The sequence below is a fragment of the Companilactobacillus sp. FL22-1 genome (assembly GCF_043951805.1).
Lineage (GTDB): Bacteria > Bacillota > Bacilli > Lactobacillales > Lactobacillaceae > Companilactobacillus.
Genome location: NZ_JBINJY010000008.1, coordinates 102,306 through 119,959 on the forward strand (window position 1 = coordinate 102,306; position 17,654 = coordinate 119,959).

Consider the following 17,654-nt stretch of genomic DNA (forward strand, 5'->3'; position numbering starts at 1 on the left):
CATAACTAATCAATTTGTTTAGATACTATGTCAAAAATCTCACTGCTATCGTTTAAACTATAAATTTTTTCCAATAATTCTTGATTTTGGAATAACTTCATGAGTTTTTGGAGCATATCTACTTGACTATGTGGTTCTTTCATTGCCAACATTACCACGATACTAACGTCAATGGTTTCTTTATTATTAGCCATGTTTTTGAATTCAACTGGCCTTTCCAAAGTTGCAATTGCAATTGACGAATTTTTTACGTATTTCACATCCGTATGTGGGATGGCTACTGATACTTTTCCAATTGGTAATCCCGTAGGATAGATTTTTTCTCGATCCTTTACTGCTTGCTCAAAATCTGCAGTTACATCGCCGTCCTGGAAAAGCTTATTAGCTAAATAATGAATAATTTCATTAGAATTATTACAATCTACTTTTGAGAAAGTTAATTCTTGTTTGACTACTCCCATACTCAAATACCTCCTTTCCCTTTCAGCTTCTATTAAAGCAGTGATGAAAGCGCTTAAAAAGTTCAATGTAACAATAAAAATCGGTGCAGCTAGTGAACCACCTTTCTAAAAAAGCGAACATTCCTTTTAAATGTAAAGCTCCCCCTTTTTATCGTAGAAATAAATAGATTTAGTCAAATACAACTTAATTCCGTACCAAGTCCTCAGAATATTTTTCTAACAACAAGTCGTTCCCCAACTTGATCATATAATCTAAAATAATAAAAACTTTATCATTAATGATAATAATCAAAAGAAATCTTAAATTATTAGATCATTTTAAATATAAAAACATCTGTCTATCCTCTCAATCAGTTAAAACTGATTAGATTAGTTCTAATTGCCATTAACATTAAAAAAAATTACCAAATTATTAGATCATCACAATGAAACTAAAAAGAAGCAATTGCTAATTCCATGATTTGGAATTAGCAATTGCTTCTTTACTTGAAAAATAGGAGTTATGTCTCTGACTCCTCTCTTTTGTTGATAATTATTTAATTTGGTATCTCAAAATTGTCTTGAGATTATCTGGTGCCACACGTCGAGCATCAGATAAATAGATTTCTCGATGAATTTTAGTAGCTCGGCTCTTCCCATTTTCAGCCACGAATTGGTCGATCTTTTTAAAAGAAGCTGGTTCGTCATCATATTTACCATGATGTAAAACTTGTCCAACTTCCATTGCTGGAAATTCCTTGATCTCGATTTGATCGATTTCGGGCATATTCTTCTTTTCTTTGACCGCTGTTAAAGTCGGCTGAATCAATTCATCAGGGACAAAATCTGGAATCCGGATCATAATATCGTAAACGAATTCATCTTTGTCGAGATGATCCAACTGTTGACCTTTTTTAGTCAGTGACCAGACTCCTTCTAAAGGAAAGACGACATAATCATCGTACTCCACTGCCTTACCTTGACAGAATTTTCGATAAGCTGCTTTGATACCATACGCTGCTGGATATAACGTTTGTACTTTTTGCTGGAATGGCTCCTGATTAGGGTTGCCGACTCCGTGCAAAGAAAGATATTTCTGTTTAGGGATTGTTAAAATGACTGGTTTTTGCTTGGTTGCATAACCAACGTCTTGCTTGCGCCATTCATACTTCATCAATTTTCCTCCTCAATGAGAAAACAAGTTATTTTTCTTCTTCTGGTTTATGTTCATAACCTTCGTCGAATAGTGTCACGATGAAAGTAGTTCCTTCGTTGAGCTTACTCTTAACTTCAATTTCACCACCATGATTTTCTACCAACTGGTGAACGATTGATAGACCTAGACCGGACTCACCATACTTACGATTCTTTCGTGAAGGATCGGCTTTATAATAACGATCCCAGATATTCTTCACTTGGTTTTCTGACATTCCAATACCAGTATCTGAAACTGTAAAGACGGCGGCGTGGCGTTCTTCATTACGCATACCACTAATAAAAATCTTACCATCATTAGTAAATTGAATAGCATTTTGCATAATATTGAACATGACTTGAACAAACCGATCGTAGTCAGCATAAGTCTTCAATTCACCATCATATGGTTTCAAAATCAATTCATCACCTGACGACTTAGCTTTCTTCTCTAATTGTGAGGTGATATCATGCAAAGGCTTATTAGCATCAAAAATTCGTTTAGCCATCGTAATCTGGTTAGTTCTGATTTTTTCATAATCAAGATTCTCATTAACTAATCGAATCAAACGCTTAGTTTCGTTGCGCATCAATTGAATACTTTGACCTTTGGACTCCTCAGGAATCGCATCATAGGCTAATCCTTCCAAAAGACCATTGATGGTTGTCAAAGGTGTTCTCATTTCATGTGAAGCATCGGCCATAAATTCCTTTCGGCGTTGTTCTTGACGTTTGATTTCTGTATCTGAAGCTTCCAATGATTTAACCATTTGGTTGAAATCATCTGCCAGATCATCCAATTCATCCCGGCCTTTACTTTCGATATGGACTGAAAAGTCATTATTAGCAACCCTTTTAGTGGCTCCTCGTAAACGATTGATTCGATTGACTTGGTATCTTGAGAGTAAGAAACTCAAAATAACTGCTGCCAACAGTGAAATCAATAAAGCAAAGTATAAGCGTCGATTAATCTCACCGATATTTGATTGCAATTCTGAAACATCTGAACCAGCCCAAACTGCAGCAATCATTTTTCCATTTTGGAACCAAGGCGTTAGCACATATACATAACTGCGATTATCATCTTTTCGCAACCGTGGATTGCCAGAGGTATTCTGCGGTTTCTGAACGTTACGGATTGTTTTACCTTGCTTCAATTTATTCCAATACGACTGCTTCAAATGCAACTTAACATTCGTTGGTGGTGTTGGATAAACTTGATTATTATTGTAATCAAAAATCGCAAATTGGACGTTACGCTCCGATAAAACTTGCTCCACAGTCCGAATATTATCACCGGTAATATTGTGAATCTGTCCCGTTTTGGGATCGGTCTTCAAGGCAATTTTCTCGAGATTCCCAGCATAACTTTCCAAACTTTTATAGGTACGATTATATTCCCAACTAGTTGAGGCACTAGTTACTGAATACAAAATAATCCCAAGTGTCGTCAGAATAACGATCAAAAAACTCAGCATATTTTGATAAATTAATTTCATTAGGCTTTAGCTTTTGCTCCTGAATCATCAAATTTGTAACCGACGCCCCAAACAGTTTCAATAACTTGTGGTCCAACTTTTTCGATCTTTTGACGAAGTTTTTTGATATGTGCATCAACCGTTCTTTCTTCACCAAAGTAGTCGTAATCCCAAACTTGTTCAAGTAATTGTTCACGTGAGAAAACTTGCTTAGGCTTACTTGCTAAAGTCTTTAAGAGGTCAAATTCCTTAGGTGTTAAATCAGGAATTTCCTTACCATCTAAATAGGCTTCACGAGTGCTTGAGTTCAACTTAAAGAAGCCGGTATTGATGTCGAAGCCATCGTCAGCTTCCTCAACTTCGGCAACAACTGGCGTACTTTCAGCTAATTTTTCGGCTAAATTTTCATCACGTCTGTGGATTGCTTTCATTCGAGCAATCAACGTGATAGGACTGAAAGGCTTTGTAACATAGTCGTCTGCACCAAACTCCAAACCAAGCACTTGGTCACTTTCCGTATCTCGGGCAGTTAACATTATAATAGGAACAGTTTTTGAAACTTTACGGATCTCTTTGGCTACTTCCATGCCATCTTTGCCGGGTAAGTTCAGATCCAAAGTGATCATATCCCATTTGTTGGGATCTTCATTAAACATTTCTACCGCTTCATTACCGTCATAAGCAAAACTTGCTTCCCATTTTTCTTTTTGAAAAAACATCCCCATCATTTCCGAAACAGATTTATTGTCCTCAATCATTAAGATTTTCATTAATATCACTCCAAATTTATAATAAAGAATTTGTGGTTATGACTACCTCGTTAACGAAATAATTGTTACCATATAGTATACAAAATAAAGTTAAGTTGGTGATCTTTTGCAAAAAAATTATCGTGGCACTGTCTTCTTTGACCTAGATGGAACCCTCTTGAATGCGGAATCTCAAGTCGATGATTCAGTGGCTTCAGCAGTTAAAACACTTGAAGCTAATAATTATCTACCTGTCATCTGTACTGGTCGGGCACCAATCGAAATTGACGCTGTCACAAGTACAACCGGTATCGATACTTATATTACTTTAAATGGCGCATTTGTCCAATCACAAGATAAAATTATTTATCAAAATAATCTTAAACCAGATTTGATTAAAAAAGTTAGTGATATGGCCAATGATTTAGGCGATTCATTGTTTATGCATACACCGGAACGTAATTTTCTAAGTAATGAAACTCCCTTTATCGACGAGTTTTTTCACACTCTCAAATTAGAAGTCCCAGAAATAGATCCTGATTTCTATAAGAAAGATGACATTCCGATGTTTGTCATCTTGACTCCTGACGATGGTGCAGACTATCAAGCTAAATTCCCTGAATTGCAGTTTTACAATACTGGCTATTATTCGGTTGATACTGTAGCAAAAGGCGTTTCCAAGATGAGTGGCATTAAGCACCTCTTGAAAGATTTAGGCTTAGAAGATAAACCAACCTATGCTTTTGGCGATGGAACAAACGACTTACCAATGATCAAATTTGCCGATTACAGTGTTGCAATGGGCAATGGTATAGATTCAGTTAAAGAGGCTGCTACTTATATTACCACTGAAAACGTTAACGGTGGTATTGTTAACGGTTTGAAACATTTTAATTTGATTTAATTCAAAAAACGTAATTTCTAGTCACTATCGATTAGAAATTACGTTTTTTTTTGGTATTTATTATATTCAAAATTCTTAGTTCACAATATATTGCGGAGCTTTGCCTTGTGCGACCAACACCGTATTGTCAGCCACAATTTTAGCCATCGCATCCCGAGCCTCAACTGTGGCGTTACCGATATGAGGTGTTAAAATTACATTCTTTAATTCTTTAAAACCGGTTGCGACTGCTGGTTCCTGCTCATACACATCTAATGCTGCTCCAGCTAACTGATGATTTTGTAAGGCCGCCAAGAGTGCTTTTTCATCAATCACAGGTCCTCGTGAAGCATTGATCAGATAAGCTGAATTTTTCATCTGGGAAAATTGTTCAGCTCCTAAAATATGGTGAGTTTCCGGAGTCAATGGTGCGTGCAAAGTTAAGACATCACTTTGTGAAATCAAATCTGTCATCGAAACAAATCGAGCATTCAACGCTTTTTCAATTTCTGGGGCTAATTGATGACGCTGAGTATAAATGATTTTCATATCAAAGGCTGCCATTCTCTTAGCTACCGCTTGACCAATTTGTCCCATTCCCAAAATGCCTAACGTCTTGCGGGCTAACTCATGACCTAAGAAGAATAGTGGTGCCCAGCCTGAAAAGCCTGTAGAACGCATCAATTGATCACCTTCGACAATTCGATGAGTCAGGGAAATAATCAAACCAGTCGTGACTTCAGCAGTGGAAACTGTTGAAACTTTTGGCGTATTAGTCACGGGAATTCCCTTTTGACGAGCATACTTCACGTCGATATTATTAAACCCGGCACCAAAATTGGCAATAAATTGTAATTTAGGATCAGCATCGATTACCTCTTGATCAACTTGCGTAGACAAAGGAGTAATCAAATAATCCTTATCAACAATCAACTTTAATAGTTCTGCTTTGGTGATCAAATCTTCTCCACTATAACTGACAACATTGAGCCCTGCTTGTTGCAAAATTTGAATTGCCGCCTGGGGAATCTTTGCAGTAATTAAAACATTCTTCATTTCAAACGCCTCGATTCAATTAAGCTTTAATAACAACTTTTCCCATCATATGACCAGCTTCCACCAATTCCGTTGCCTGCTTAAGATTAGCGATTGTAAAGCCTTCAAAGACCTTAGTAACGGTGGACTTGATCATGCCACTATCCAAACCATCAGCTAGCTTCTCTAAGTAAGCCCCCTGATCGGCCATTGAGTCCAAACCATATTTAGCTTTGGTGAACATCCATTCCCAAACAAAATTGACTGACTTCTGTTTTAAATCACCGATTTGAGATGTACGTAAATTAGTAATTGTAGCGAAAGTTCCAAACGGTTTGATCAATTCGACAATTTCTGGCCAATGGGGATCATTATCACTGAGACCAATAATATAGTCCACATTGTTAATTCCTAAATCATGCACTTGTTTAATGAGATCATGGTGATGATTGACGACATAATCCGCTCCCAAACCTTTTACCCAGTTCACTTTTTCAGCAGTTGAGGCAGTCGCAATTACTCTCAGACCCGCCAAATGGGCTAATTGGGTTGCGATTGAACCAACACCCCCAGCTCCATTGATAATTAAAATGGTCTGATTACGATTGTCTTTGGCCGGATTGATTGCTAATTTTTCAAATAATAATTCACTAGCCGTCAAAGTAACCAATGGCATGGCGACACTTTGCTCTAATGAAGTTTTCTTTGGAGCATGAGCTACGATTCTTTCATCGATCAATTCATATTCTTGGTTTGAACCATCTCGAGTATAATCTCCAGCAAAGAAAACTTTTTCACCAACTTGAAAGTTCTTTACTTCTGGTCCAACTGCATCGACCACTCCGTAACCGTCATATCCTAAAACTTTGGGTCTGCTTAATTCCTCTGCAATGCCCTTACGGGTAGCAACATCAACCGGATTAACTGAAATACCTTCAATTTTAACTAACAGATCACGCTTTGTAGGAAGTTCTTTTTCTTTGTCAAATTGTTGAAAACTGTCGAGTTGCCTGTTCGTAACACCAAATGCCTTCATTTTATACCCTTCTTTTTTCAATTTAATTTTATTCTACAACAATCATTTCAAACTTAAAAAAAAAGACTTCTATCAATATAGAAGTCAGTGAAAACTATTCGAATGTATTAACCTAAAATCTCAACAGTGGCGCTAGTAATTCCATATGAAGGAATCATACTATTTGGCATTGCCATGTCGATTTGGTATGGATTGTCATAGGCAAATGTCCCTGTATCGTTAACTGTTCGATAATAGACATCTCCTTGAGCTGTAGTGATCTTTAAACGTGACCCACGTGGAATAACACTTAAATTTGTGGCAACTCCTGAATAACCCATATCTGATCCTAAAACAGCTGGATCATAAAAACTGATTTTAAATGTCCCAACATTTTTACCTGTTGATTGCATTTCAACTGGTGGTTCGGCAGCAGCTTGTGTAATAGCTTGCTGTGAAGCTTCAATTTGTTCAGGTTGTGAATCTTGGACTGGAGCGTGATCAACTTCTGGAGTTTCTGAAGTCACATCCTCCATATTTGGGTCCTTTTCACTGTGACTGATACCAGGCATAAATTCCTTACTGTCTGATAACGATACTTTTTTGTTTAGTGTATAAGCATCGCCACTATCTAAATTATTCGATTCTAAGTTAGATAATGTCTTTTGAAAATCTGTTGTATTACTTACTTGTTGTGCTGATGAATCTGAAGCATAGGCAACTGTATATCCCATTCCCCCTGTAATTATCAAACCAATGATAAGTAATGCATCTAATTTAATTTGCTTTAGCAACTAATCTCTCCCCGGTTGTATGTTTACCAGATGACACTATACAAGATGAATATAACAAACAGATTACATGAACAATAAGAAAATTCGGATAGAGACTTTATTTGTAATACTTCTGTAACTTTTGTCAATTAACTATAATTATACTTTCACAATATGAGCAAAACCGTCAATGCACAAATTTTATGTTGATTTGCACAAAATTGTTGAATTCGCTCTCATGAAAAATATTTGTTTGCGAGAACAAATATTTGGTGTATAAAATGTTTTGTGCTAATTTAGAATCATCGAAAGATTTGGAGGAATTTTTAAATGTCAAAAAAAGTAGCCGTACTAGTTGGTAGTCTTAGAAAAGGATCATTTTCAAGACAAATTGCTAAGAATATGATGAAGTTATTCCCTAGCGATTATGAAGTAAATTTCGTTGAAATTGGTAATTTGCCTCTTTATAGCGAGGATATCGATACACCTGAAAGTGTACCAGCAGAATATACTGAATTCAGAAATCAAATCAAAGCAGCTGACGGAGTTTTATTCGTAACACCTGAATACAACCGTTCAATCCCTGGTGGTTTGAAAAACGCAATCGATGTTGGTTCACGTCCTTATGGCCAAAGTGCTTGGGATAAAAAACCTGCTGCTATTGTCAGCGTTTCACCTGGTGCCATCAGTGGATTTGGTGCTAACCATGCTCTTCGTCAATCATTAGTCTTCTTGAACATGCCTACCTTACAACAACCAGAAGCATACATTGGTAATGTTACAAATGTCTTGGATGAGAACGGCAATGTTGCAGAAGGTACTGTTGGTTTCTTACAAAGTATTGTCGACGCCTATGTTGACTTGTTGAATCGTTATTAATAATTAAATATTTGCACTGAAAAAAACGCCCGCTGATTTTAGAATTTAGAATCAGCGAGCGTTTTTTAGATTAAATTGGGATTTTTTAAACCTGATAAACTTTAGCTTCATAAGGACGAAGCACATTACCTCGGTCATCAGCATAATTACTGATGATCGTTTTTGACTGTTCAGAAATTTTCAAGGAAGTAGTCAGCGTCTTTTCAGTAAAGTTACAAATAACTAACCAAGTTTTTCCTTGCCAATTTCGTTGATAAACAAAAAGATTAGGATCGTCTGCCAGTAACAAATGAAAGTCACCTAGTGTAACGATTGGAAAATCATGTCTCAATTCAATCAATTTCTGATAATAGTACCAAACCGAATTTCGATCTGCTAAAGCTTTTTCAACATTGATCTGTTGATAGTTGGAATTAACGTCAATCCACGGATCAACTTGTGAAAAGCCAGCATTTTTCTTTCCATTCCATTGCATTGGCGTTCGGGAATTGTCACGCGAGTTAGCTTGGATACGTGCCATCATATCGGATTGTTCCAATAAATTATCACGAACAACGTTGTCTTGATAAGCATTTAAGGTTTCAATATCCCGATAATCACTCAGTTTCTGAAAATGGGCATTAGTCATTCCTAACTCTTCACCTTGATAAATAAAGGGAGTTCCTTGCATTAAATGTAAACAAGTTGCCAACATTTTAGCAGATAGTTCTCGATATTGTGGACTGTCATTGCCAAATCTGGAAACGACACGTGGTGTATCATGATTGTTCCAAAAAAGACTATTCCAAGCTTTACCATGCAATTCAACTTGCCACTTATTAAAAACTTGCTTCAATTCTACTAAGGGAACCCGACGGGTACTCCATTTACCAAAGCCATGCTGACTATTATCTAAACGTAAATGTTGAAACTCAAATACCATATTTAATTCATGGCGGTCAAAACCGGCGTATTTCAAACCGTCTTGAGGTGTAATCCCATGGGTCTCACCTACAGTCATAATATTTGGGCGAGACAAGACTTTTCGGTTCATCTCTTGTAAATATTCATGTACTTTGGGACCATTAGTAACTCGCGCATCCCCATATTTACTGTGTGGCTTCAGTGGACCATCTGGTAATCCGGGACGTTTAGAAATTTGATTAATAACATCCATACGAAAACCATCAATTCCTTTATCCAACCACCAATTCATCATCTGATAAATTTTTTGCCGCATCTGGGGATTCTCCCAATTCAAGTCAGGCTGTTTTGTGGAAAAGGTGTGCAAGTAATATTGTTTCGTCGTCGGATCAAATTTCCAAGCTGTCCCACCAAAGGCTGAATCCCAATTGTTAGGTGGGTTACCATCTTTACCGCTTCTCCAAAAATAGAAATCACGATATTGGTTGTCCAAACTAGCTTTACTAGCCTTAAACCAAGGGTGTTCATCGGAAGTATGATTTACGACAAGATCCATAATGATCTTCAAACCAATTTGATGGGCTTTTTTCAGTAATTCATCAAACTCGTCCATCGTACCAAAATCACTGGCAATTGCTTGATAATCACTAATATCATAACCATTGTCATCATTAGGCGACTTATAAATTGGGTTTAACCATAAAACATCGACTCCCAATTGTTTCAAATAAGTTAGATGTTCAATAATTCCTTTAATATCACCGACGCCATCGTTATTAGTATCTTGAAAACTACGTGGATATATTTGATATACTACCGCTTTTTGCCACCACTCGATTGCTGCTGAATCCATGATAAAATCCCTTTCCTTAAGCTGTAATTCCTTTAATCAATTTAACCGGCAAGATATATTCTTTTTCTAATGTACAATCGGGATCTTCAATTCTTTGTAACAATAACGAGACCAATAGCGAGCTTATATCAGCAAGCGGCTGTCCAATCGTAGTTAAATCGGGAAAATAATCTTGAATCAAACCGGTACCATCATAACCGACCACTTTCAAATCTTGAGGGACTTGTTTCCCTAATTTTCGAACCAAATTGATCGTCATCGTGGCGGTCAAGTCGTCGGTACAAAAAATACCATCATAATCAATTTTATTTAAGATGGCTTTGATTTCCATACTCTTCATATTGGGCGATAACTCAAAAGGCAATTCGTGAATATGCGTTGGCAAGCCCTGCTTTTGCAAATAAGCTTGATAACCTAATAAACGACCATTCGTTGGAGAATCCTGATGATTTTTCCCAGAAAAGATGGCGATTTTTCGAGCTCCAGCTTGATATAGAGCTTGGGCTGCTAAAGTCCCACCTTGGTAATTATCAGAACTGACGATGGGAATATTGTCAGATAAATAGCGGTCGAAGGAAAGAATTGGCAAACCTGACTGTTGATACTCTTCAATTCCCAAATTATGGGCACCAGCGATAATTCCATCAACTTGATTGGCCATCAACATCCACAAATAAGCCCGCTCCTTTTCAGGATCATCAGCACTATTGCATAAAATCATCTTGTAATCTTTAGTCGATAAAATCTTTTCAATTCTTGAAACTAACTCACCGAAAAAAGGATTTTTAATATCAGAGAAAATAACTCCAATCAATTTCGTATTTTTACCTTGTAAGGAGCGAGCCAAATTATTTGGTTGATAATTTAGCTCTTTCATTGCTGAATATACTTTATCCTTGGTCTTCTGACTTAAATGTTCATGGTTGTTGATCACGCGCGAAACTGTTGTGGGTGAAACGTTGGCTAACTTAGCCACATCTTCTAATTTTGGTTTCATTGGTCTACCTCAATAATTAACTTTTACCATTCCCAGACTTTACCACTGACTTGTTTTGGCTGACCTTGTAAGCTGATCTTATCAGGTCGGTCATCTAAAAAGAATCTCCCGGTAATGACTGAGTATCCATCATTAATATAGCATTCAAAGACCGACACATCTATGATCAGTCTGATCTTGAGAGTTTGATGTGCTGCTACTTGGCTCTTGCGTTGCTGGCCATATTTTTCTCCAAAAGCCCGCCCTGTATTTTGTCGGTCAACGGTAACTGTACCTTGATCGGCGTCCAAGAAAAATTTTAAACTGCCATGCTGTTGCTGATTACTGATAGAAAGTGTTAATTGACTATCCTTAGGAATGGTCAATTCAATCTCAAAGCTGCCTGTCTTAGATAAATTGATTTCTTCGGTTTGCTTATCAATCAAGTAACTAGTTTTACGAAGTGATTTCATTTCGGCGACGGGATTTTGATACAAATGATCATCTTTTAAACTTAATTCTTTTACCACGCTTAAACAGTGAGCCCAATTTTGGGTGTCAGTAGGATAATCTATTTCTGGTAAACCGATCCAACTGATTTCCAAGGCTCTTCCATCAGGTGCGTTGATGGCTTGAGTTGCATAGACGTCAAAGCCATCATCTAATTGATACAATTTTGTGCTTCCCGACCACTGGGCCGTCTTCAAATCGACTTGATCACCAATCATATATAAATTTGGATAGATATTCTTGTAATCAAAGACTGATTTCGGTAATCCTTGAGGACAATATAAAAAGACGGGACGATTGGAAACAAAGATCAGATTGGGACATTCCACCATATAGCCTGTTTTTTTAGTGGGAATGTTTAATGGACCAACAAAGTTCCAGGTTTTGAGGTCATTAGATTGATAAACTAAGGCTGCTCCTCTTTCTTGATCAGTCTGAGCACCGATAATTGCAAAATATTGATCGTCTTTTTTAATCAAATAAGGGTCACGAATCGAAGTCGTATAACCTTTAGGGGCGTTGGTCAACAAAGGTTGCTCTAACTTAGTCACTTGATTGTTGGCATCCATCCAAGCCCCAATCTGATAGGACTGTCTTTGCCAATCTTTTGTCCGAACATTACCGGTGTACATGATGAATAAGCGTTGATCAATAGGTAAAGCCGTACCAGTATAGGCACCATGAGAGTCGAATTTCGAATCAGGTTCAATTGCCAGGCCATGATCTTGCCAGTGAACTAAATCCTTTGAAGTCAAATGAACCCAAGACTTCAAACCATGAACCGCTCCAAACGGATATGTTTGATAAAACAAGTGCCACTGACCATTAAAGTAAGAAAAACCGTTAGGATCGTTCAATAATCCTGACTTAGGGTGAATGTGATGATTCATCCTCCACTTAGATGTACTTACTTGTTGTTCTAAGTCCTGTAATTGCTCCTGGGACCAATTTGCATATGGTGCATATCTTTTTTCTCTCGTCCAAATCATGTTCGATCCTCTTTGTTCTTTAACTTGTTAAGTATATTATAAAACCGCTTACATATAATTGTCAAACGTATGACAATTTATTTTAATTTTATGTCAATTCAATTTGCCACTAGCTTACAATCTCTGTTTTAGTTGACATATCTTTCAAAATATTTTTTGACGAACGCTTGACAAATATTTTAAACTTGTTATTATGATTGTGCCGGAAGCGTTTTCAATTAATTATTTTGAGGAGTGATATTATGAACCACAAAGAAGTTGCTAAGCGTGTACTTGCTGATGTCGGGTCAAACAACATCCAAGCTGCAGCACATTGTGCCACTCGTCTAAGATTAGTAATCAAAGATGAATCAAAGATCGATCAAGCTGCACTTGATAATGATCCCGATGTAAAAGGAACCTTCGAGACTAACGGTCAATATCAAATTATTATTGGCCCTGGTGATGTCGACAAAGTTTATGATGCTTTGATTGCTCAAACTGGCCTTAAAGAAGCTACTCCTGACGATATCAAAGCTGTAGCCAGTGCTGGTAAGAGAAAGAATCCTCTAATGGACTTCTTGAAAGTTCTTTCTGATATTTTTATTCCAATTATCCCCGCACTAGTTGCTGGTGGTCTTTTGATGGCCTTGAACAATGTTTTGACAGCTGAACACCTCTTCATGGCTAAATCAGTTGTTGAAGTTTATCCAGGCTTGAAGGGCGTGGCTGAAATGATCAATGCCATGGCCAGTGCTCCATTTACCTTTTTACCAATTCTCTTAGGATTTTCTGCAACCAAACGATTCGGCGGCAATCCATACCTCGGTGCTGCCATGGGTATGGTCATGGTTCTGCCATCATTAGTAAATGGTTACGATGTTGCTGCGACAATGGCAGCTGGCAAAATGCCTTACTGGAACATCTTTGGCCTCAAAGTTGCCCAAGCTGGTTATCAAGGTCAAGTTATCCCTGTTCTAGCAGTGGCCTTCATCCTAGCTAACCTAGAGAAATTCTTCCATAAACACATCAAAGGTGCGTTTGACTTTACCTTCACACCAATGTTTGCCATCGTCATTACCGGTTTTCTAACTTTCACCATCGTTGGACCAGTACTTAGATCTGTCAGTGATGCTTTGACAAATGGACTAGTTGGTCTTTACAATACGACCGGCTGGATCGGAATGGGAATCTTTGGATTATTTTATTCAGCTATTGTTATTACTGGTTTACACCAAACTTTCCCTGCTATCGAAACCCAACTTTTAGCAAACGTCGCTAAAACTGGTGGTTCATTCATCTTCCCTGTCGCTTCAATGGCTAACATCGGACAAGGTGCTGCTACCTTAGCTATTTTCTTTGCGACAAAGAGTGCCAAACAAAAAGCACTAACTTCTTCCGCTGGTATTTCTGCCCTACTAGGTATTACTGAACCTGCCATTTTCGGTGTCAACTTAAAAATGAAATATCCTTTCGCTTTTGCGGCTATTGCTTCAGGGATAGCTAGTTCTTTCTTAGGACTATTCCATGTCTTATCTGTTGCGATGGGACCTGCTTCAGTCATTGGATTTATCTCGATCGCTTCTAAGTCAATTCCAGCTTTCATGCTCAGTGCCTTGATTTCGTTCGTTGTAGCTTTTGTACCAACTTTTATCTACGCCAAAAAAACTATCGGCAACAATGTCGATGAACCTGCTCCAGAAATTAAAACTGCTAAACCTATTTTAGTCAGCGATGAAGTAATTGCTGCCCCAGTTAGTGGTGTCAGTGAAAGTCTTAAAGAGGTTAACGATAAAGTCTTTTCCGCCGAAATCATGGGTAAAGGTGCTGCCTTTATTCCAGATGATAACCAAGTAGTTGCTCCCGCTGACGGTGAAATTACTGTTACTTATGACAGTAAACACGCTTATGGTATAAAAACTGATGACGGTGCAGAAGTTCTAATTCACTTAGGAATCGATACGGTTAACTTAAATGGTCAGTACTTTACAACTAATGTGAAAAAAGGCGACCACGTCAAAAAGGGTGACCTGCTAGGAACCTTTGACATTCAAGAATTGAAAAAGAATGGCTACGATCCTTCTGTCATGCTAGTTATTACTAATACAGCTGACTATGCAAATGTTGAGCGGCTAAAAGCTACTAATATCAAAGCTGGCGACAAAATTGTTGCCTTAACCGAACCCGCTGCTGATAATACAACGGCAACCGCAACTATTTCTCCACTCAACTAATTTTTCTGTAAAAATAATTTTTAACACCCAAAATAAACACCCTCAGATTTTGACCTGAGGGTGTTTGTTTCATTTATGATAAAAAATTACATTTTTAATTTCAGAACTAATTTCAACACATTAATGGCTGACTTCTGTAGATCGCCCAAGTATAAATCATTGTTATCTTTCCACTTACCGGTCAACAGGAGATGATTCTCATCAATAATCTGAGCAAAACCGCCATAAACCCATGATTTAACTCGTTCTCTTAGAGGTGAATCAGGATCGATTCGTAATCTAACAATGACCTCATCATCTGCATCAATTTCAAAATCATTCCACAACTCGGTATCCTTAAATTCCTTTTTCAACAGATCATAGTCATGTTTGATTTGAAGACGGTCATTTTGATCAATACTTGGCCCTAAATCACTGACAGCACCTAGGAGTTCATTCTTTGAATTACCAGGCATAATTAAATCATTTCCGGCATGCATACTCTTTTTGGGATCGGCTGAACTGAACCAATCAGTCATGACTGTACCTTGGTAATGCCACTCATCCCGCAACACATTCGTCAATAAGGCAAAGTTTGCTCCAGAATATGTACCATTAACCCTATTATAAGCTGTCATAATCGCCAATGGTTGAGCAATTTCTAACGCAATTTCAAAGTTACGGAGATAAATTTCTCGTAGAGCTTGCTCACCAATGACACTATTACCAAAATTTCGATGACTTTCTTGATTGTTACCTAGAAAGTGCTTCAAAGTCACACCCAAATGTTCATGACTTTGGACGCCTTTCGTTTCATAGCCAGCCATTGTACCTGACAAATATGGATCTTCGGCAAAATATTCAAAGTTACGACCACCTAGCGGATTACGATGAATATTCATCCCTGGAGCTAACCAGAGATTGACACCAAATTCCTTCATTTCGATACCTACCGCAAACCCGACACTTTCAACCAAATCTTTATTCCAAGTTTGTGCTAAAGCTGTTCCAATTGGCCAAGCCGTCGCATAATGGGTAATTGTCTGTTGATTTCTCTCAAAGACTGGTTCAACTCTGATTCCAGCTGGACCATCTGCCATCACGACTGAAGGGATTTCTTTTTCAGCAATTTCTCCAGTTTGTCCAGCCGCACCAGGTACTAAATCTGAAGCAATCCCGACGATATCTGCTTTATTTTCGGCCATTTGACCTTCAACCAAATCGACTAATTCAGGATCAGTCAAACTAGCAATAAATTCCGCCAATTCCACTTCACCACTGGCTACATCTTTAAGCGTTTTGCCGCTGGCATTGCGAACTTCCTCGATGACTTGGTCTAATCCTTTGCCAGGCAATTGTTCCCGATTAGCAATAAAGGTTGTTACATCTGATTTTTCCTGATATTGAACAAAATCAGGTTCAGGGAAACTGGCTGACTTGAGAATAAAAAATGGAACATCACTGACACGTTGAACTTTCACCTTAGCCCGAAGTAGTGTAGTGGGATCAATTCTTGGTTTCATTGCATCGCTGAGACGTCTTAAAATAACTTTTTCATCCAATTTAAAACTAGCGACAACTTTGGTATTTCGCGAACTATTTCCAACTCTGACTAGGTACGTACCCGGAACTAAAACTTCCGCTGACAACTCGGAATCAAAAACTTTTAAAGACTCGATGGGAATCTCAAATTCAATATTTTGTTGCGCCTGAGGTCTTAAATTTGTGGTCTTCTCATAAGCAACTAGATCTTGGTAAGCGACTGGGATATCAGTTTGTGGTTTCGAGACGTAAACCTGCACCGTTTCTTTGCCAGAAAAGTCCTCACTGGTATTGTCAACATTGACCAGCAATCGAATCCGCTTTTCGTTCACATTGACTTTGGAAGTTCTCAAGAAAAATTTGGCATAACTAAGACCAAAGCCGAATTCAAATCGTGGTTTAACGTCAAAACTATCAAAATAGCGATAGCCGACAAAAATACCCTCGACATATTCAGGACTGGCCATGCCAAAGTTTTCCGAACTAGGATAGTCATGATAACTTTTAGCCCACGTATCGGTCAATTTACCAGAAGGACTCTTAACGCCCAACAAAATATCAGCGATTGCCTGGCCTGACATCATCCCCAGTTGTGAAACTAGAAGCACACTATCGAGCATTGGACATTGTGCAATGAAACTTGTATCGATCACACCACCAACATTTAATAACACAATACTTTGACGATAAAACTCGCTCATCCGCTTGATGTTTGATAGTTCATTGTCAGTCAATTGAAAGTCTCCAGGGCGATCATGGCGGTCATAATTTTCACCTGAACTACGGGAAACGACATAAATACCTACTGGAGCATCTTCAAATTCTGCAATCTCGGGGTCAGAAAAATTAAATGCCGGAGCTAAAAGTGCCATAGGATCATCTTTTAATTTGGCCTGATAGTCAGCTTTTTTTTGCTGATAGTAACGTTGCAATCTGGTCAACCAAGCTTTCGAAACTACTTCAAAACCTTGATCCTCCATCCCTTGTAAAATATTTATTACAAAGCGTTGATTGACATCGCCAGAGCCAGTTCCACCTTTTACAGTCGCAAAGGCACCATGACCATATAAGGCAACTTTTTTATTTTTTAATGGTAAAGTCTGATTTTTATTTTGTAGCAAAACGATTGCTTCTTGGGCAACTGCTTGAGCTAAAGTTTGATTTTTCAGTTCACGTTGTGAAATTTCATTTTCCATCTAATCTCTCTCCTTTGGTGGAAATGTCATTACCTTAATTCTACACT

General features: G+C 37.9%; 14 protein-coding genes. 3 read left to right on the plus strand and 11 right to left on the minus strand.

Annotation, left to right across the window (positions count from 1 at the left end):
- Window positions 1–5: 5 nt before the first annotated feature.
- From ACG72T_RS08235 to ACG72T_RS08250, 4 genes are all read right to left on the minus strand, one after another.
- A complete protein-coding gene (locus ACG72T_RS08235) occupies window positions 6–461 on the minus strand; it encodes a PTS sugar transporter subunit IIA (protein WP_395265717.1) in 456 nt (151 codons plus the stop codon).
- Between the two features lie 532 nt (window positions 462–993).
- The gene (locus ACG72T_RS08240; RefSeq protein ID WP_395265719.1) at window positions 994–1,614 is read right to left on the minus strand and encodes a GyrI-like domain-containing protein; all 621 of its coding nucleotides are present in this window, start codon (window positions 1,612–1,614) and stop codon (window positions 994–996) included.
- Window positions 1,615–1,642: 28 nt separating this feature from the next.
- Window positions 1,643–3,133 (minus strand): ATP-binding protein, encoded by a 1,491-nt coding sequence (locus ACG72T_RS08245; RefSeq protein ID WP_395265720.1) that lies wholly within the window; start codon window positions 3,131–3,133, stop codon window positions 1,643–1,645.
- Window positions 3,133–3,882 (minus strand): winged helix-turn-helix domain-containing protein, encoded by a 750-nt coding sequence (locus ACG72T_RS08250; protein ID WP_395265721.1) that lies wholly within the window; start codon window positions 3,880–3,882, stop codon window positions 3,133–3,135. The genes ACG72T_RS08245 and ACG72T_RS08250 overlap by 1 nt, the downstream gene beginning before the upstream one ends.
- 106 nt (window positions 3,883–3,988) lie before the next feature.
- On the opposite strand from ACG72T_RS08250, the gene ACG72T_RS08255 reads away from it, so the two are divergent.
- On the plus strand, window positions 3,989–4,765 hold the full coding sequence (locus ACG72T_RS08255; protein WP_395265722.1) for a Cof-type HAD-IIB family hydrolase: 777 nt from the start codon (window positions 3,989–3,991) through the stop codon (window positions 4,763–4,765).
- Between the two features lie 75 nt (window positions 4,766–4,840).
- On the opposite strand, the gene ACG72T_RS08260 is transcribed toward ACG72T_RS08255, so the two are convergent.
- The 3 genes from ACG72T_RS08260 to ACG72T_RS08270 form a co-directional block, all read right to left on the minus strand.
- Complete coding sequence (locus ACG72T_RS08260; protein WP_395265723.1) at window positions 4,841–5,800, minus strand: 2-hydroxyacid dehydrogenase family protein; 960 nt, start codon at window positions 5,798–5,800, stop codon at window positions 4,841–4,843.
- A 19-nt stretch (window positions 5,801–5,819) separates the two neighbouring features.
- Window positions 5,820–6,815, minus strand: coding sequence for a zinc-binding alcohol dehydrogenase family protein (locus ACG72T_RS08265; RefSeq protein WP_395265724.1), 996 nt, complete (start codon window positions 6,813–6,815; stop codon window positions 5,820–5,822).
- A gap of 107 nt (window positions 6,816–6,922) precedes the next feature.
- The gene (locus ACG72T_RS08270; RefSeq protein ID WP_395265725.1) at window positions 6,923–7,588 is read right to left on the minus strand and encodes a hypothetical protein; all 666 of its coding nucleotides are present in this window, start codon (window positions 7,586–7,588) and stop codon (window positions 6,923–6,925) included.
- Between the two features lie 309 nt (window positions 7,589–7,897).
- On the opposite strand from ACG72T_RS08270, the gene ACG72T_RS08275 reads away from it, so the two are divergent.
- Entirely contained in the window at window positions 7,898–8,446 is a 549-nt protein-coding gene (locus ACG72T_RS08275; RefSeq protein WP_395265726.1) for an NADPH-dependent FMN reductase, read from the plus strand.
- An 85-nt stretch (window positions 8,447–8,531) separates the two neighbouring features.
- Here the strand turns inward: ACG72T_RS08275 and ACG72T_RS08280 are convergent, their stop codons facing one another.
- From ACG72T_RS08280 to ACG72T_RS08290, 3 genes are read right to left on the minus strand one after another with little or no spacing between them, the layout of a single operon-like run.
- Window positions 8,532–10,202 (minus strand): alpha-glucosidase, encoded by a 1,671-nt coding sequence (locus ACG72T_RS08280; protein WP_395265727.1) that lies wholly within the window; start codon window positions 10,200–10,202, stop codon window positions 8,532–8,534.
- 16 nt (window positions 10,203–10,218) lie between these two features.
- Complete coding sequence (locus ACG72T_RS08285) at window positions 10,219–11,199, minus strand: LacI family DNA-binding transcriptional regulator (RefSeq protein ID WP_395265728.1); 981 nt, start codon at window positions 11,197–11,199, stop codon at window positions 10,219–10,221.
- Window positions 11,200–11,222: 23 nt separating this feature from the next.
- Window positions 11,223–12,677, minus strand: coding sequence for a sucrose-6-phosphate hydrolase (locus tag ACG72T_RS08290; RefSeq protein ID WP_395265729.1), 1,455 nt, complete (start codon window positions 12,675–12,677; stop codon window positions 11,223–11,225).
- A 242-nt stretch (window positions 12,678–12,919) separates the two neighbouring features.
- On the opposite strand from ACG72T_RS08290, the gene ACG72T_RS08295 reads away from it, so the two are divergent.
- Window positions 12,920–14,890, plus strand: coding sequence for a sucrose-specific PTS transporter subunit IIBC (locus ACG72T_RS08295; protein WP_395265730.1), 1,971 nt, complete (start codon window positions 12,920–12,922; stop codon window positions 14,888–14,890).
- An 86-nt stretch (window positions 14,891–14,976) separates the two neighbouring features.
- Here the strand turns inward: ACG72T_RS08295 and ACG72T_RS08300 are convergent, their stop codons facing one another.
- Window positions 14,977–17,607 carry a glycoside hydrolase family 3 protein gene (locus ACG72T_RS08300; RefSeq protein WP_395265731.1) on the minus strand — a complete coding sequence of 877 codons (2,631 nt, stop codon included), beginning with the start codon at window positions 17,605–17,607 and terminating at the stop codon, window positions 14,977–14,979.
- Window positions 17,608–17,654: the final 47 nt, after the last annotated feature.

What these genes read in the sequence shown, in the direction of transcription:
- ACG72T_RS08235 (WP_395265717.1), bottom strand. Translation starts at nt 461, where the DNA reads ATGGGAGTAGTCAAACAAGAATTAACTTTCTCAAAAGTAGATTGTAAT.
- ACG72T_RS08240 (WP_395265719.1), bottom strand. Translation starts at nt 1,614, where the DNA reads ATGAAGTATGAATGGCGCAAGCAAGACGTTGGTTATGCAACCAAGCAA.
- ACG72T_RS08245 (WP_395265720.1), bottom strand. Translation starts at nt 3,133, where the DNA reads ATGAAATTAATTTATCAAAATATGCTGAGTTTTTTGATCGTTATTCTG.
- ACG72T_RS08250 (WP_395265721.1), bottom strand. Translation starts at nt 3,882, where the DNA reads ATGAAAATCTTAATGATTGAGGACAATAAATCTGTTTCGGAAATGATG.
- ACG72T_RS08260 (WP_395265723.1), bottom strand. Translation starts at nt 5,800, where the DNA reads ATGAAGAATGTTTTAATTACTGCAAAGATTCCCCAGGCGGCAATTCAA.
- ACG72T_RS08265 (WP_395265724.1), bottom strand. Translation starts at nt 6,815, where the DNA reads ATGAAGGCATTTGGTGTTACGAACAGGCAACTCGACAGTTTTCAACAA.
- ACG72T_RS08275 (WP_395265726.1), top strand. Translation starts at nt 7,898, where the DNA reads ATGTCAAAAAAAGTAGCCGTACTAGTTGGTAGTCTTAGAAAAGGATCA.
- ACG72T_RS08280 (WP_395265727.1), bottom strand. Translation starts at nt 10,202, where the DNA reads ATGGATTCAGCAGCAATCGAGTGGTGGCAAAAAGCGGTAGTATATCAA.
- ACG72T_RS08285 (WP_395265728.1), bottom strand. Translation starts at nt 11,199, where the DNA reads ATGAAACCAAAATTAGAAGATGTGGCTAAGTTAGCCAACGTTTCACCC.
- ACG72T_RS08290 (WP_395265729.1), bottom strand. Translation starts at nt 12,677, where the DNA reads ATGATTTGGACGAGAGAAAAAAGATATGCACCATATGCAAATTGGTCC.
- ACG72T_RS08295 (WP_395265730.1), top strand. Translation starts at nt 12,920, where the DNA reads ATGAACCACAAAGAAGTTGCTAAGCGTGTACTTGCTGATGTCGGGTCA.
- ACG72T_RS08300 (WP_395265731.1), bottom strand. Translation starts at nt 17,607, where the DNA reads ATGGAAAATGAAATTTCACAACGTGAACTGAAAAATCAAACTTTAGCT.